Source organism: Endozoicomonas sp. YOMI1 (assembly GCF_024606345.1).
GTDB lineage: Bacteria > Pseudomonadota > Gammaproteobacteria > Pseudomonadales > Endozoicomonadaceae > Endozoicomonas.
Window position 1 is genome coordinate 1 of sequence record NZ_JAHHPM010000168.1, and the last position, 14,923, is coordinate 14,923.

At 47.4% G+C, this 14,923-nt stretch carries 14 protein-coding genes; 7 read left to right on the forward strand and 7 right to left on the reverse strand.

Annotated features, from left to right (window positions below; translation table 11 throughout):
* Both KDK15_RS05830 and KDK15_RS05835 read left to right on the forward strand, forming a co-directional pair.
* Positions 1-233, forward strand: a 233-nt coding sequence (locus KDK15_RS05830; protein WP_257294425.1) for a hypothetical protein, incomplete at its 5' end; no start/stop codon positions are given.
* 4 nt (positions 234-237) lie between these two features.
* Positions 238-891, forward strand: coding sequence for a hypothetical protein (locus KDK15_RS05835; RefSeq protein ID WP_257294426.1), 654 nt, complete (start codon positions 238-240; stop codon positions 889-891).
* Positions 892-917: 26 nt separating this feature from the next.
* On the opposite strand, the gene KDK15_RS05840 is transcribed toward KDK15_RS05835, so the two are convergent.
* Positions 918-2,894, reverse strand: a complete 1,977-nt coding sequence (locus tag KDK15_RS05840; protein WP_257294427.1) for a choline BCCT transporter BetT — start codon at positions 2,892-2,894, stop codon at positions 918-920.
* Between the two features lie 245 nt (positions 2,895-3,139).
* On the opposite strand from KDK15_RS05840, the gene KDK15_RS05845 reads away from it, so the two are divergent.
* The gene (locus KDK15_RS05845; RefSeq protein WP_257294428.1) at positions 3,140-3,619 is read left to right on the forward strand and encodes a MarR family winged helix-turn-helix transcriptional regulator; all 480 of its coding nucleotides are present in this window, start codon (positions 3,140-3,142) and stop codon (positions 3,617-3,619) included.
* 60 nt (positions 3,620-3,679) lie between these two features.
* Here the strand turns inward: KDK15_RS05845 and KDK15_RS05850 are convergent, their stop codons facing one another.
* Positions 3,680-4,210, reverse strand: a complete 531-nt coding sequence (locus tag KDK15_RS05850; RefSeq protein WP_257294429.1) for a glycine betaine ABC transporter substrate-binding protein — start codon at positions 4,208-4,210, stop codon at positions 3,680-3,682.
* A 22-nt stretch (positions 4,211-4,232) separates the two neighbouring features.
* On the opposite strand from KDK15_RS05850, the gene KDK15_RS05855 reads away from it, so the two are divergent.
* From KDK15_RS05855 to KDK15_RS05865, 4 genes are all read left to right on the forward strand, one after another.
* Complete coding sequence (locus KDK15_RS05855) at positions 4,233-5,096, forward strand: proline/glycine betaine ABC transporter permease (protein ID WP_257294436.1); 864 nt, start codon at positions 4,233-4,235, stop codon at positions 5,094-5,096.
* Positions 5,089-5,493 carry an ATP-binding cassette domain-containing protein gene (locus KDK15_RS20975; RefSeq protein ID WP_306800247.1) on the forward strand — a complete coding sequence of 135 codons (405 nt, stop codon included), beginning with the start codon at positions 5,089-5,091 and terminating at the stop codon, positions 5,491-5,493. Before KDK15_RS05855 ends, KDK15_RS20975 begins: the two co-directional genes overlap by 8 nt.
* Complete coding sequence (locus KDK15_RS20980; RefSeq protein ID WP_306800248.1) at positions 5,480-5,983, forward strand: hypothetical protein; 504 nt, start codon at positions 5,480-5,482, stop codon at positions 5,981-5,983. The genes KDK15_RS20975 and KDK15_RS20980 overlap by 14 nt, the downstream gene beginning before the upstream one ends.
* Before the next feature lie 234 nt (positions 5,984-6,217).
* Positions 6,218-7,291, forward strand: a complete 1,074-nt coding sequence (locus KDK15_RS05865) for a hypothetical protein (protein ID WP_257294430.1) — start codon at positions 6,218-6,220, stop codon at positions 7,289-7,291.
* Positions 7,292-7,319: 28 nt separating this feature from the next.
* Here the strand turns inward: KDK15_RS05865 and KDK15_RS05870 are convergent, their stop codons facing one another.
* The 5 genes from KDK15_RS05870 to KDK15_RS05890 form a co-directional block, all read right to left on the reverse strand.
* Positions 7,320-8,087: an SDR family NAD(P)-dependent oxidoreductase gene (locus KDK15_RS05870; RefSeq protein WP_257294431.1), complete on the reverse strand. Its 768-nt coding sequence runs from the start codon at positions 8,085-8,087 to the stop codon at positions 7,320-7,322.
* A 101-nt stretch (positions 8,088-8,188) separates the two neighbouring features.
* Complete coding sequence (locus tag KDK15_RS05875) at positions 8,189-9,580, reverse strand: 3-oxoacyl-ACP synthase III family protein (RefSeq protein WP_257294432.1); 1,392 nt, start codon at positions 9,578-9,580, stop codon at positions 8,189-8,191.
* Between the two features lie 279 nt (positions 9,581-9,859).
* The gene (locus tag KDK15_RS05880) at positions 9,860-11,077 is read right to left on the reverse strand and encodes a 3-oxoacyl-ACP synthase III family protein (protein ID WP_257294433.1); all 1,218 of its coding nucleotides are present in this window, start codon (positions 11,075-11,077) and stop codon (positions 9,860-9,862) included.
* A gap of 186 nt (positions 11,078-11,263) precedes the next feature.
* Entirely contained in the window at positions 11,264-14,614 is a 3,351-nt protein-coding gene (locus tag KDK15_RS05885; protein WP_257294434.1) for an indolepyruvate ferredoxin oxidoreductase family protein, read from the reverse strand.
* 4 nt (positions 14,615-14,618) lie between these two features.
* Positions 14,619-14,909 carry a hypothetical protein gene (locus KDK15_RS05890; protein WP_257294435.1) on the reverse strand — a complete coding sequence of 97 codons (291 nt, stop codon included), beginning with the start codon at positions 14,907-14,909 and terminating at the stop codon, positions 14,619-14,621.
* Between the last annotated feature and the right edge of the window lie 14 nt (positions 14,910-14,923).

Consider the following 14,923-nt stretch of genomic DNA (forward strand, 5'->3'; position numbering starts at 1 on the left):
TCCCCGCCTGCGCGGCCCGGCCCGATTGGGCGAGGGTTTACGACGATTTTGCTAACGACCGCTACGATGACGCAGAGCACTTGATAGGCATCATTGTGGGCACTGGGACAACGCTGACGGACGAAGTCCAGGGCAAATTGAGTGGAGCTCTGGAGCGGGCAATAGATAATGACCGTTACGATGACGCAGAACGTTTACATCGGAAGAATAATTTCTTAATGTTATGGTTGTGATGTTATGAAACTGTATAAATTTATCATCCTTTTATTACCATCGCTTGTCTTTGGTAAACCGATTGGTATTGAACTGTTTAACACTCCACCTTATCCTGACGTTCCAGCCCATCCTCATCCGGAAGGGCCATTATACCCACCCTCGCCGGATTACTTATATCGTGGTTATAGAACAGAGCCCGCTCCTGCCTATACACCGCCGATGTACCCTGACTTATCATCCGTTACTGCCTGTCAATTACCAGCCGGAACTTATCGGTTTGATGCTTACAGTATTTCCAAAACTGAAAAAATATGGCTGTCTGAACTGGTGATTTATCTGCATGTCAGCAACGCGGGCATAATGGTAATGAGACTCAGGCTTAAGCCAAAGGGGGGGCGCGAAGAGCAGTATGTAGTGATCCCCTATAGCAGTAATGCCGATCTGGTGAATGTTTGCAGTGGGGTTAATTTCAGCTTTTTCTTTAAAGGGATTAATGTGTACGGGAAAACCTTAACCGGGAATCTTGCCGGGCATCTGAGCAGGGCTGGCAGTAAGAACAATTACCACATTACTGCTGATGGTTGGATGGAACGTTACGATGCCTCATACAATTCAAAAGTGACTATTAATCTGACAGGGCAGCAGTTTGACTTTGTCTACCCATACATTAAATAGTGAACTTAAAGACTTGCCAAATGCATTTATCGAACCATGTGCAGGAAATGCATGTGCTTTTCATACTGATCGATAATATCACCAATGACCTGATCACTGGTCCAGCCCATAATGTCGTAACCCTGACCGCCTTCTCTCAGGAAAACTTCTGCACGGAAGTATTTGCGTTCTTCTTCATCTTCTTCGTCCAGCATAAAACTGGGCTGAAGGTAAGAACGGGGAGTCACTTTGTAAAAGAAGTCCACTTCATCGCCGTGGAGTACCACCAGACTGGGTATCTGTTTTTCGGTATCCAGCTGAATCGTGCTTTCTACACCCTGTTTGCTGAGTTCTGATGCGACGGACTCCATAGCAGGGAGAACAACACCCTGAATAAAGCGATTGACATGGGCCCGTCGGGGAAAGCTGACCATCGTCGCCAGCCGGTTCTGCCAGGGAATCGTTTTATGACCGACTTTGGGAGTGAGTGTGGTTCTTTCCAGGCTGGCTCTCTTGGCAGCATCAACAGCAAGCGCTTTCAGTAAGCCATAAGCCGACACCAACAGTACGATGGAAAAAGGCAGTGCAGAGGCTATGGTCACGGTTTGCAGGGCCTTAAGGCCACCGGCCAATAACAGTACCATGGCTACCACACCAATCAGGCTGGACCAGAACACCCGCTGCCAGATTGGCGTTTTACTGTTGCCTCCGGAGGCCAGCATATCGACAACCATGGCACTGGAGTCAGAGGAAGTGACAAAAAAGATGACGATCATGGCAATGGCGATCATTGAGAGCACATTTGAGAACGGGAAATATTCCAGAAACTTGAACAGCGCGATGGGTACATCCGTTTCTACGGCCTGCCCCAAACCGGCCATTCCCTGGTTCAATATCATATCGATAGCGGTATTGCCAAAAGCGGTCATCCAGATCAGTGTCAGGCCCGTTGGTACGAACAGAACGCCGGTAACAAACTCACGGATGGTTCTGCCCTTGGAAATACGGGCAATAAACATACCGACAAAAGGTGACCAGGAGAGCCACCAGGCCCAATAGAATAACGTCCAGCCGCCAAGCCAATCGGTGGGCTCATAGGCGTAGAGATTGAAGGTTTTACCGACGATGTCAGACAGGTAACCACCGGTATTTTGCACGAACATCTGCAACAACAGGACGGTTGGTCCGAGCAGTACCACCATCACTAACAGCATCAGTGCCAGTAGCAGGTTTGCTTCTGACAGGCGTCGGATGCCTTTATCAAGGCCTGTCGCTACAGAAATGGTAGCCAGTGCTGTGATGACCACAATCAGAATAACCTGTGTCTGTGTACTGATGACGATACCAAAAAGGTAGTTCAGCCCCGAGTTAACCTGCAAAACCCCGTAACCCAGCGCTGTCGCAACACCAAAAATAGTGCCTAATATGGCAAATACATCAATGGTATGACCGGGAATGCCATAAATACGGTCACCGATGATGGGGTAAAGGGCGGAACGGAGAGTCAGCGGCAAGTTATGCCGGTAACCAAAAAAGGCCAGAATCAGGGCTACTATGGCATAAATCGCCCAGGCATGAAGACCCCAGTGAAAAAAAGTGAGCTTCATGGCTTCTTTGGCGGCTTCCACAGTGCCTGGTTCACCCAGTGGTGGTGAAAGGAAGTGCATAACCGGCTCGGCGACACCGAAAAACATCAGGCCAATGCCCATGCCGGCAGAAAAGAGCATGGCAAACCAGGAGCCAAAGCTGAATGAGGGTTCAGCATGATCGGGACCCAGTTTTATATCACCATATCGGGATAGCCCCAGAAAGGCGACGCACAGAAGGATCAGGGCCACGGCCATGACATAAAACCAGCTGGCGTTGGTCATGATGCTGGACTGGAGGTGATTAAAGCGGCTATTGGCATCTTCAGGGAAAAAAACCGTATAGCACACCAATACAAGTATTAAAATGGCTGAACCAAAAAATACGGGAGGGTTGATGGTTTCCCTGGAAGGCATTGAGATTTCAGGTTGGGGCATGTTGCTGGCTCTTGCTGAATAGTCAAAATCAATTTGATCGTTTGGGTTTGGAGCTATGTGCAAGAAGCCCGTCAACGTTCTGAGGGGATTAACATGAAGAGGATCCTGTTTACAACTTTAATTAGGAGTCTAGGTGAAATATATTACAGTTCAAACTATTTGAGATCAAATTGTGTTTGTTTTGCTGTTTGTTTTGTGGCAAAGAAACACGTCTGTTTTCTAAACCTCTTCGATGAGTAAATTGTATGACTGAACCGTGCTACTGGACTGACGTGCTTATTTCTCTAAGGCGCATAATACGTGCAACGGATCTGCACTCAAAACGCATGATCAAAGCCTGTGGCCTGACAACGCCCCAGATCATGGTGCTGAAGGCAATTAGCGATCTCGGTGATGTGACGGTTAAGCGGATTTCCCAGGATGTCTCCCTGAGTCAGGCGACAGTAACCACCATTTTGAATCGGCTGGAAGAGCGGCAGTATCTTGAGAGAGTCCGAAGTGTCAGTGATAAACGAATTGTTAACGCACGGTTGACTGAGCTCGGACGCTCTGTATTGGCAACCGCACCGGCGCTATTGCATGAACAGTTTATTGAGCGTTTTGAGGCTCTGGAGCCTTGGGAGAAAACACAGGTTCTGTCGTCTTTGCAACGGGTTGCAGCCATGATGGATGCCGAATCCATTGATGCCGCGCCGCTTTTGGATATTGCCGGGACAGAATCTTAGCTGTTTGATTTTTGGTCTTTTTCTCTGGGGGAGTGGCGAAAGTAATTTGAAATCTAATCATTAGAAGTGTAAGTTAGTTCCCCAGTCGATATCCGGGAAAGTACTGTTAAGTGCTGGGCGCTGGAAAATGGGCTTAAAAATTTTTGCTTGTTTATGGTAGATAACCGGCTGGAGCAGAAATTCTTCGAGCTCCAGCGCCCTGAACAAATTGCCAGAATTAATCTGGCAGTTCCAGCCGGCTGGACAACCGTAAAAGGCGGACAGGTTTGAATCCTCCGGATGCTTGAAGATGGCTGATTTCTTTTTAATACCCTTGATGGTTTTCAGGCCGGGGTCTTTTTCTACCATATATTTCGGCACCCAGAACCCTTCCTCTCCACCTTCTGAGAGCGAATTGCCAGCATAGCGAAGACGCTTTTCCTCAACGCCTTTATCAAAAGCCTGCCTCATGGAGTTACTCCACATTTCCGGAGCGATATCCGGCTCTCCTTTTTCGACCATCGAGGTTCCTGTCGCCATGGTGTCGCCGGGTACCAGCTCCACATTACAGCCAAAGACATTCTGGAGGATAAATTGATCAACGTGAGCCATCAGCGTGACTGAGTTTCCGGATATGGATCGCAGTGACCTGATCGCTTTGCGGAAGACTCTGGATGGCGCCTACCGGGAATTTTCCCGTGAATATGGCGATTTGATTGAGTCTTTTTTTGACCTTTTACTTTCTTTTCTTGTCTGGTTTGAAAACCTGTTAATCAGCTCTCCCTGGTGGTTGGTACTGGCAGTTATCACTGGTTTGGCCTTTGTCGCCAGCCGTTCCTGGAAGCTGTGCCTCGGTGTTGTCTGTTCCCTGCTCGCCATTGGTTATTTTGGTATGTGGGAAAATACCATGAGAACCCTGAGTGTTATCACGGTATGTACCTTGCTCTCCCTGGTGTTGGGAATTCCTATCGGTATTGCCATGGCCCGTTCCGACCGGGTTCAGAAGCTGGTGACGCCGATGCTGGATATCATGCAGACCATGCCGGCATTTGTTTATCTGATTCCTGTGGTGATGTTGCTGGGGATTGGCAAGATTCCCGGTGTGATCGCGGTGGTTATTTATGCCATTCCGCCAGTCATTCGACTGACCAATCTGGGGATTCGTCTGGTGGATAAAGAGGTGTTGGAAGCGGCTACCGCTTATGGCGCCAGCCCGTGGCAAAGGTTTTGGGGGGTTCAGCTGCCACTGGCAATGCCTGCCATTATGGCCGGTATTAACCAGACCATCATGATGGCGCTGGCCATGGTGGTGATTGCCTCCATGATTGGCGTCAAAGGGCTGGGGCAGCCAGTACTGAAATCCATTACCAACCAGTATTTCACCCTGGGGCTGTTGAATGGTCTTGCCATTGTTGCGCTGGCGATCATCTTTGACCGGGTTTCCCAGGCTTATGCCCGCAGAACCCAGAAACATCTGGGAGGCGCTGAGCATGCATAATAGTCACAAGAAAAAGCCTCTGATCCAGATTCGTGGCCTGTACAAATTATTCGGGAAACAGCCTGAAAAGGTAATGTCACGGGTTCATCGGGGGGAATCCAAGGATCAGATTCTGGCGGATACCGGGCATACGCTGGGACTCAGGGATATCAACCTGGACGTCAAAGCGGGTGAGATTTTTGTGATTATGGGGCTTTCCGGATCCGGTAAGTCCACCTTGATTCGCCATTTTAATCGATTGATCGACCCCACTGAGGGGGAGATTCGCAGTGAGATGCAGGATCAGTTGATCGGGTTGCAGAGTAAACTTCAGAAAACCATTGTTTTTATTACCCATGACCTGGATGAAGCGTTGAGGCTGGGCGGATCATCGCATTGCCATTTTGAAAGATGGTGAGCTGGTCCAGCAGGGGGCTCCGGAGGATATCCTGTTGAATCCGGCCACGGATTATGTGGAAGCGTTTGTTAAGGATGTCAACCGGGCCCGGGCATTGACGGTAGAAACGGTGATGAAACCTCCGGCCTGTCGAATTACGGCGGAAACCATTGATGAAGCCTTGAGTCAGATGAAAAAGACTTCTGAGGACTTTGGCTATTACGTTAATGATGATGGCTATCAGGGCATTATTCTTCAGCAGACCCTTGAGCAGGCCGTGCAAAAGGGGAATCACAAGAAGGTCACCTCGATATTGATTGAGACGGTTCCGGCTATTCAGGCAGACTCAATACTGGAGTCCGTTATTCCCGATACCCTGGACACCGACTTTCCCCTGCCCGTTGTTGATGACGATGGACAGTTGCAGGGGCAGCTTTCCCGGTCCAGTCTTGCTGAAGTCCTGGGGGATGTTTCCATTGGAATAAATCATCAATCAGGCAAAAGACATTAATGATAAACTCTTCTTCAGGCATGACTGTCACCGGCTATTAAGCAATCTGAAAAGTAGAACAGATTGTCGAATAAGGTTTTCCCCGTTACTGGTAAGGGGAAAACTGCGCTCGGGCATGGGCGTCTTGCAGAAGGAATCCCCCACTATAATCGCAAGCGGTGAGGCGGCCATCCGTTTAGTGGTGGGAGGATGTCAAACTTTATATAGGTGCTGAATGACGGTTGTGTATCGGTAATGGATAATTTTTCAGAGTTGTCATCGACATTAGCTAACTTCATCCCTGGTCATAACAACCAGCAAGATGCTTCACTTAATACGGCTGCTGCCAAGAGTGCAGCGTTTGGGGAAAGATCCGCATCTGTACTTGACCACGGCGATCTGCAACAGGACAACCTGAAAATTGATCCCCGGTCAGATGGCGTAGCTGGTGTACTTTTCAAGGATCTGGCAAAGCGTCTTATCAAGCCTTCTGAATTAGACGACATGTATAGTAAGGATAGCGTTAACAAGCTGGAAGAATTCAGTGAAATGGTGTTGCTATCCAACATGGATAAAACAAAAATATCGGCTTTGTTGACCAGACATCAGATTAATCGATTAAAAAATCCTAATGTTTTAGCAATGGAAGCAATTTATTATAAAAATTTGAAAAAATACACGACTGCATTTATTCAGGAAATTTATAATCTTGCCAACAATAGCAAGCTTGACCAATCGTACAGAAACCATATTTGCCTGATGGCGATAGCTATTTATAACTTTTTGGATGAAAACGGCCATAAAACCATAGCGCATACTATGCAGTTTTCTGTTACTGATATTTATAGCGTTCCTCTTTCAGCTCTTTATTTTCTAAGACTTGGCCAATCGTTGCTATATTCATCCGTTAATGATCCAATAGGTACACTGAAAGGTTATGAATTCCCGGTTAAACAAGGTGAACTGAGCTTTCAGGATTTGAAACTCCTTGGTAATTTACGGCTTTGTGTTATTGCAGACCAGGTATATACCAATATGCAGGAGGACAAGACAACTTCAGAACCGGTGATGACTATAACCAGAGCTTGTCATCCCGGGGATATTGTCAGCATTTATCATCAGATCAACACTTTCCGTCAGCGTTCAGAGCTGAAAGATTTATTAGCGAACCCATTCTCGGAATCGATCGCTATTCATCATGCACTGTCACAACTGGAAACTGCCTTATCTGAAGAAGATTACGCTTGTGTATCTGACAAGCTATGGCAACATCATTGCCACAGCATACAAAATAAAATTGGCAAAAAACTGTTAATGCTGAGCTATTAAAACCCTTAATGGCAAAATGCCTGCGCAACTACAAGGGTGTATAACCGGCAGTAACGCCGCCATCAATAGTAAAGATGTTGCCAGTAATGAACGATGCCTCATCTGAGCATAACCACACCACCGCATTCGCGACCTCATCAGGCATTCCAAGTCTCTTTAGCGGATGAAAGTCGGCCAGGGCTTGACGACATTCATCTGACAACGAGGCCGTAACATTGGTCAAGATCCCACCCGGGGCCAGTGCATTGACCCGAATTCCCTCTGTGGCATATTCCAGTGCCGCCACTTTTGTTAAACCAATCACTCCATGTTTGGCAGCGGTATAAGCGGACAACCCCGATGTCCCCACCAAGCCTGCCACTGATGACATATTGATAATCACACCCCGTCTACAGGCGCTCATCATGACCAATTCATGTTTCATGCAAAGCCAGGTTCCGGTCAGATGCGTAGCAATAGTTGCATTCCAGCTTGCCGTGGAGGTATCTGTCAGCGGCTTGGGAATACAATAGTTGCCAGCATTATTGAATGCACAGTCGAGTGTACCGTACTGGTCACGGATAACAGCAAACATCGACCGAACCTCATCCGGATCGGAAATATCCGCCCGAATAAACATTCCGTTACCGCCCAGACGACGAATGGCATCAACAGTTTGTTCCCCGGCATCCTCATGCCTGCCACAGACCAGCACCGTTGACTTGTTTCTGGCAAAAGCAAGGGCTGTTGCCCTTCCTATTCCTGATGTACCGCCAGTGATAAGAACGACGCTTCCACGTTTATCTGGAATACTCATAACGCCTGTAGCCTCCTGAATTAATTAACACAGGTAACACCCCCGGCTATTCCGGGGCGACTCGCATAGGTTCTACCGTGACAACCTAGGATACTTCTTGATTATTTAGCATATCTATCTTCGAGAATTTTCTTTAAATTATTAATCTCAATATTATGGGCGCTATACATTAAGCCAAACGCTTTTGCATACAAAGGATCATTTAAATAACGGGCATGGCCATAAGTTATCCATAACAAGACAGAACCAGGCCTTCCAAGCAACGGTTGAGCATCCAACAACTGACACTGGTAATCCATCCAGAGATCATCAGGATTGTCATGCCCTACCAGCCAATTGATTCGATACTCTTCCCTGCAAACAAGACAACGTAAAAAGACCTTGCCAGCAGGTGCCAATGACTCATCTCCCTCATAGATATCATCTTTGGCAATCCGCAGATTTTGTATGGACATCGTCCACTCTTCCAGGTTCCTGATATCGCTGACATATTCAAATGCATCAACAGCGGAAACCTGTTCAAAAACCGCCATATTAGCAACATACTGAGTGAAAAAATCACCGGGCTTACGGGCAACTTCCGAGTCAGGCAATATAAATCTTTCCCGCAATTCATTAGTCGTATAATTTCTTGAGTTAATTAACTGCCCTGCAAACGTCTCTGGCTGTTCGTTAAGTAAATAATTTTCAGGCTTTTTATCATTACTCCATGTCCAGATACTGCAACCCGCACTATTTTCCCCCACAGAAGCCATCACTATGGTATCACCTGAATGTATCTTATTTAGCTGACAAGCCATCGTCAGGTTGATCAATACCGAAGCGGAGGATACATTTCCATATTCTTCTAAAGTATCAACCGTCTTATTCTGCTGAATACCCAGCGCTTCCTTCCAGGATTCAAGAAATACTCTATTTGGTTGATGGAGAATAAAAAAATCAATCTCATTATCACTCAAACCTGATTTTGCCAACGCCTTATTTATTACATCCGATATCATTTCAGTCGATAAAATCTTTAGCTTATCAAAAACACCTTCAGGCTTAAGGGGTTTAGGCATCGACATCAATTCTCTTAACCTGAAACTGATTTTACTGCTGGCCCTATTGTCTTTAATGTTTTCATTAACCTGCATGACCAGGCCACTTTGAAACCTGGAATCACTGATGATATGTGCTGCGATCCGGCCATTTTGTTGACCATCTACGCCTAAAATAATCGCTCCTGCGCCATCCCCCATACTCATAGTAATTTTCATGGATGCTTCAGATGTATCGTCCTGTAGTTTGGAAAATGTCTCACTGGAGACAATCAATACATTGTCAGTCTGTCCGGATTCGATTGCATAAGCCCCAAACTCCATTGCCTGGATGACACCATTACAAGATTCCAGCATATGCAGATATAGGCAATTTCCGAGTTTCAGCCTATCTTTTAATTCAGCGATACCTGTCGGAATAATGCATTCGGCATTAATAGTGCTGGCAACCAAAATCAGTAAGCCAATATTGTCAACAGATAGGCCCGCCTGTGTAATGGCTCTGAGCGATGCATGGTAAGCCAGATCAATATAATCAGTATGACTACCGGCAAATCGCCTGTTTTTGATTCCCGCGCTTAGCAGCCACTCATCAGTCACACCCCTGGATTTGTAATCGAACTCATTATTACTGACAGTATTCTCTGGTAAATAGGCACCAACACCAAGGATATTAACAGCCATAAATATCTCCGCTTTCATCCAGCATCAAGTTGATTAACAATGCGATGCTCACAAACCATTGACTTGCAAAAGACGGGGTGAGATTTTTTGCAATAAAGCGCCATGGTTTTCACCGACACCTGACGACACCATCAAAACATTATCTCCGCAATTCACTTTACCTTTTTCCAGCGCATCCAGGAGATTAACAGCTACCGACGCAACGGCGATATTCCCGTAGTGCCGGAATGTTTCATGGTATTTACCGGCAGGAACACCGAGCGCCTCTCGCCAGGCATTGCCCGCCCAGTGAACAGGTTGATGGGCAACAAGAAAATCAATATCCTCACGGCTGTAGTCGGCCTTGCCTAAGGCTCCATCAACAACATTCACTATGTCATCCCGGCTATTTTCGGCAATTTCCTTGCAGAGTGACGGGTCGTTGAAGGTAACAAATTCCTGTTCAAAATCGGGCCCCTGCGAGGTAATAGCAGACAGCTTGGGCCTACGACGCTGAAAGACAATGGCAGCATGGCGAACTCCCTGGCTGATTGAGTGTGAGCTAATATACCCGTATCCATCGTCCACCCTGGATACAATACCGGCGACAGCCGCATCGCCGGTATTCGGACTGTAGTAATTGGATTTATCGCTAATATGTGAATCAATAGAACTGCCAATAATCATCACATTGCGCTTCAAACCACAACGCACGTAGAGTACTGCCATTTCCAGCATAGTAATAAACGAGGAACAACAGGTATCAATGTTATAGGCACCAGCGTTGGGCAGCTTGAGTTTATGTTGAACCAGTGAAGCATTCAGGGGAACATGCCGGTCCGGCACAAGGGAACTGACCATCAGCAAGTCAACCATGCTCTGATCCATTCCTGCATTATAGAGAGCAAGCGCACCGGCTAGAGTCTCGGCATCAGAAGATAGCATCAGATGGGGCCGGATAGCGTTAGCTCTGGATTCTGGGTCTACCGGTACCCGGCAACGAGTTTCAATCCCTTCAAACGGATTACTCCTCTTTTTATCCGGCAGACGATCAAACCACGCCTTGTACCATGGCTGACTTTGCCACCCGTCATAATTCGTTTCTACGGTTCCCGGCAGCAAGCCATTTTCCGAGATGGGTTTTAAATAATCATGGTGCAGGCGAGTCTGCTCCGCAAGATAGGCGGGCAACTGGTAAGCGTCCCTTTCCCTGATGTTTTTACCAGGCAGATACCCCCCCATGGCGACCAAACCGGCAGAAAACTGACCATTGAGAAACCCACGCATTAAACATATCTCCGATGCCCGTTATTAACCAAGGGAAATGGAAGGAAAATTCACACCACGGTTGGCACAAGAATCAGTGGTATCTTCCAGTTTGCCTTTTCCCTAAACAACGACACTCCAATATAAGTCACCTATTAATTACTGTCAGATAATCAATTAAAAATATATTATTTTCCTGTTATCCATCTAGTAGGAGCCCCAGTGTCGTGTCGGTATTCTTTCTCGACTGACAAACCCAAGACGTTCCGCTTTCTTCAGGAATGCGGTGATGGTGTTTATTTTTACCTGGCCATACCCCCGAATCTGTTCAGGTAATTGGGCGAATTCGACCATAACCTTATAGTTGTCGTGGGTGATAAAGTCTAAATGTCGGTTAATAACCGACTGATACTGCGCCAGTGCCTCTTTTTCCAGTTTGCGAATGTTGCTATAGGCAAAAATATCAAACCGGGAATCTCGCAAAAAACGACAATATCTTAGTAATTTAAGGAACCATTTACCCCATGATGGCAGTTGGAATTTCTTTTGGCTAAAGGGCAGGGCAAAGTGGTAGGAAAGTGCTGCATTGTGGCCAAACATACGCTTCACCCCAGTCTGAAAGTCTGGTTTAAGGTAAAGACGGGCCACTTCATATTCGTCCTTGCTGGCCATCAATTGGTATAAATTCAGAATCACCGCCGTACTGAGTTCCGTGTGCCCCATTGATTCATCAACAGCCAACACTCGGCGCACAAAATCCTGATATTTTTTGGCGTAGTGAATATCCTGATAATCTTCCAACTCCCTGATACGCAACAAGAAGCGGTCATAAATATTGCTGGCTGTACCCTTCACAGATGCAACCGATTTGAATAGTGCATCCGGGTCAAGACACAACTTTCGCCCGAGCAAAAATGCCTGTCGGACAGCAATACCATCACCGAGGGCCTCAACAATAGCCGATTCCAGGGATGATCTGGCTAATGGGATAATTCCCCGCTGGTATGCAGTCCCAAGAATAATAACATTTGCCAACTCTCTCCGGTTAAATGCCAGCTCAGCCAGTTCACAAAAATCGAAACAGACATTACGCTCTCGATCAGTGTTTTCCTGTATGGCATCCACAGCATCAGCAATCGTCATTTTATCTATCAATACATTGTTGTGTAAATTAAGCGATGAAAACCTGGCCGTAGATATCACGGCAACGGTCTTGTCAACGCAGGTCAACTTTAATGAGTCAGCCTCTAAAGCAGACCATACATCCAGCACAATATAAGCGTCCGCACTGCCCGGAACAATGATTGGGCTGCTGATATCGGGAGCCTCGGAAATCTTCAAATGTGAGCCAACCACTCCTGCCCTCTGGCTTAGCCCCTTCTTATTGACCAGAGAGACGAATTTACCATCGGCCGATGCGGCGCTGGCCAGAATTTGCCCCATGGTGGTCACCCCGGTGCCTCCCATGCCGGTAATATACAGGTTGGTGGTACCGGTTTTTGCTATGGGATCGGGCAGAGCAATCTGGATATCACGGGTCAGGGGCGAAGTTGTAAACGTCGTTCGACGACCATTTTTAATGGTCACCAATGCAGGGCAAAGCGCTTTTATGCAGGCCAGGTCGTGGTTACAGCTGGCCTGATCCACTTTCAGTTTCCGGCCAAATTCAGTGTCCTCCGGCAGCAGGCTAAGACAACCTGACTCAAGAACACACTGGTCGCAGCCTTCACACAACTGCTGGTTAATATATACATAGTCCAGCGGCGTGTTATTGTTTTGCCGATCTCTTCGACTGGCCAGGGCACAGGTACGATCATAAATAAGCACCGTAACCCCCTTGATACGACTTAACCGAGTCTGGACAGTATCCAGATCGTCAGCCATTCCAACCATTGTTCGTTGATCCAGCTTGTCCTGATAGCGCCGGATATCATCACTGACCACTGCTACTTGCCTGACTCCCTCAGCATAGAGCATCATGACCAGCACAGGGGTCGAGATATTTTCTTTCGGCAACGGACTGTCTGTCATGGCGATAGTGCTGTTATAAAGCAGCTTGAAGGTAATATTGCTATTGGCCACAACGGCCTGTCTTATCGCCAGGGAACCAGAGTGAAAAAACGTACCATCGCCTATATTCTGGAACTGGTGCGGCATATTCAGAAATGGAGACATACCAACCAGCTGGACACCCTCTCCTCCCATCTGGGTCATACTTCCAATGTCGTTTGAATGCAAGGCCTGGATACCATGACAACCAACACCGAGGCCAGTCAGGGCATCTGCAGGCAACCGGGTAGAACGGCTGTGGGGGCAACCCGGACAAAAATGGGGTAATCTCTGTGGCCCCTGCCCGACATAATCCGACCTCACGACAGGCGATAGCCAGGTATTGGCGGTACTCCATAACTGCAGGTAGGGTTCAAGGGCAACGGCAATAGTTTCTGCATCCAGCCCTCCCCAGGGGGGAAATAGATAGGCTCCGTATTCATCCTGCTTACCACAAACGACAGGGCTATTTGACTCGGAATAAAGAATGGACTTAACCCCTGACTCAATAAACCCCCGTTTCTCTTCAATCACTACAAGTCGTTCCAGGCCATTGGTAAAGCGAATAATGATGTCCGGATCCAATGGATAGACCATACCCAACTTTAGCAGCCGAATGTCGTACTGTTGGAGATCCTGTTGCTTCAGGCCAAGTAGTGCAAACGCGGCCATCAGGTGATAGTAGATTTCCCCGGCAGCCAGGATGCCCAACCTGGCCTTTTCTTCATCACAGCAAGTGATAGGGTTCAGGCCGTTGACCGCCGCCATAGCGATGGCATTCGCTTCGCGATGAGTATAAATGTCACGTTCCACACGCATGGTCCAGGGAGGCAACAATTTGGATGTGACTCTCGGTACCAATTGCTGTTCAGGGTTTCCGGGCTCTGGTTTGCTGATAACCGGAAAAGGCATGGAAAAATCCAGGGTTTCGCTTAAGCCACCGATAACAGACGACACTTTTATCCCAACCCAGAGACCGGAATAACGGGACAGCTCGAAGCCGAAAAGTCCAAATTCAATCAGTTCCCGGAGATTTCCCGGACACAATACCGGCATACAATTGTCATATAAGGTAATAATTGAACATGAAGGCAGTGCCGATGATGAGCAGGTGGCATCATCTCCCACCAGAACCAGAACGCCTCCGTATTCGCTGACACCGGCGTAGTTTCCGTGCCTGAAGGCATCACCGGAGCGATCGGCACCGGGAGACTTCCCAAACCACAGCCCCAGGATCCCATCATAATCATTTCCCGGGTACAGGGCCGCCATCTGGGAGCCCATCAAAGCGGTAGCACTCAGTTCCTCGTTAACACCTGGCAGATAATGAATCCGGTGACGTTGAAGTCTTTCATGGTTTTTCCTCAGCGCCGAATCCACTTCGCTCAGTGGTGACCCCGGGTACCCTGATACCAGGATTGCCGTTTTCAGGCCCTTTGCAGTATCCCGTTCAGATTGCAGAACTAACATTTCCATGATGGCTTCATGTGCGGAAAAAACGCCAGACATTGCTCTATCCTCTTTGCATGCCGCTGACTCTATAGCGGACCCCACTTTCACCACCCCGATTGATATTTTCCTGAACCCTGATGTCAAAGGACTGATCAGATAAGTAGTTCGCCAAATGGAATCGTATATTTCTGGCTATGTGACCGGAGTTATAACGCCGCACGACTGCATGGATGCAGGAGCTAGTGTAGTGTGTTGAAATTTTTAGTGCATAATAATTTTCAAACCAGTCATTATTGGGTGGCATCATCTTTTGAATGATGGACTCTTTGAACTCTTCTGAATAGCGGGCCATTGATCACTCACTGG

Bases quoted from the DNA above. Each gene is read 5' to 3' on its own strand.
- KDK15_RS05835 (WP_257294426.1), top strand. From the start codon at position 238: ATGAAACTGTATAAATTTATCATCCTTTTATTACCATCGCTTGTCTTT.
- KDK15_RS05840 (WP_257294427.1), bottom strand. From the start codon at position 2,894: ATGCCCCAACCTGAAATCTCAATGCCTTCCAGGGAAACCATCAACCCT.
- KDK15_RS05845 (WP_257294428.1), top strand. From the start codon at position 3,140: ATGACTGAACCGTGCTACTGGACTGACGTGCTTATTTCTCTAAGGCGC.
- KDK15_RS05850 (WP_257294429.1), bottom strand. From the start codon at position 4,210: ATGGCTCACGTTGATCAATTTATCCTCCAGAATGTCTTTGGCTGTAAT.
- KDK15_RS05855 (WP_257294436.1), top strand. From the start codon at position 4,233: ATGGATCGCAGTGACCTGATCGCTTTGCGGAAGACTCTGGATGGCGCC.
- KDK15_RS20975 (WP_306800247.1), top strand. From the start codon at position 5,089: ATGCATAATAGTCACAAGAAAAAGCCTCTGATCCAGATTCGTGGCCTG.
- KDK15_RS05865 (WP_257294430.1), top strand. From the start codon at position 6,218: ATGGATAATTTTTCAGAGTTGTCATCGACATTAGCTAACTTCATCCCT.
- KDK15_RS05870 (WP_257294431.1), bottom strand. From the start codon at position 8,087: ATGAGTATTCCAGATAAACGTGGAAGCGTCGTTCTTATCACTGGCGGT.
- KDK15_RS05880 (WP_257294433.1), bottom strand. From the start codon at position 11,077: ATGCGTGGGTTTCTCAATGGTCAGTTTTCTGCCGGTTTGGTCGCCATG.
- KDK15_RS05885 (WP_257294434.1), bottom strand. From the start codon at position 14,614: ATGTCTGGCGTTTTTTCCGCACATGAAGCCATCATGGAAATGTTAGTT.
- KDK15_RS05890 (WP_257294435.1), bottom strand. From the start codon at position 14,909: ATGGCCCGCTATTCAGAAGAGTTCAAAGAGTCCATCATTCAAAAGATG.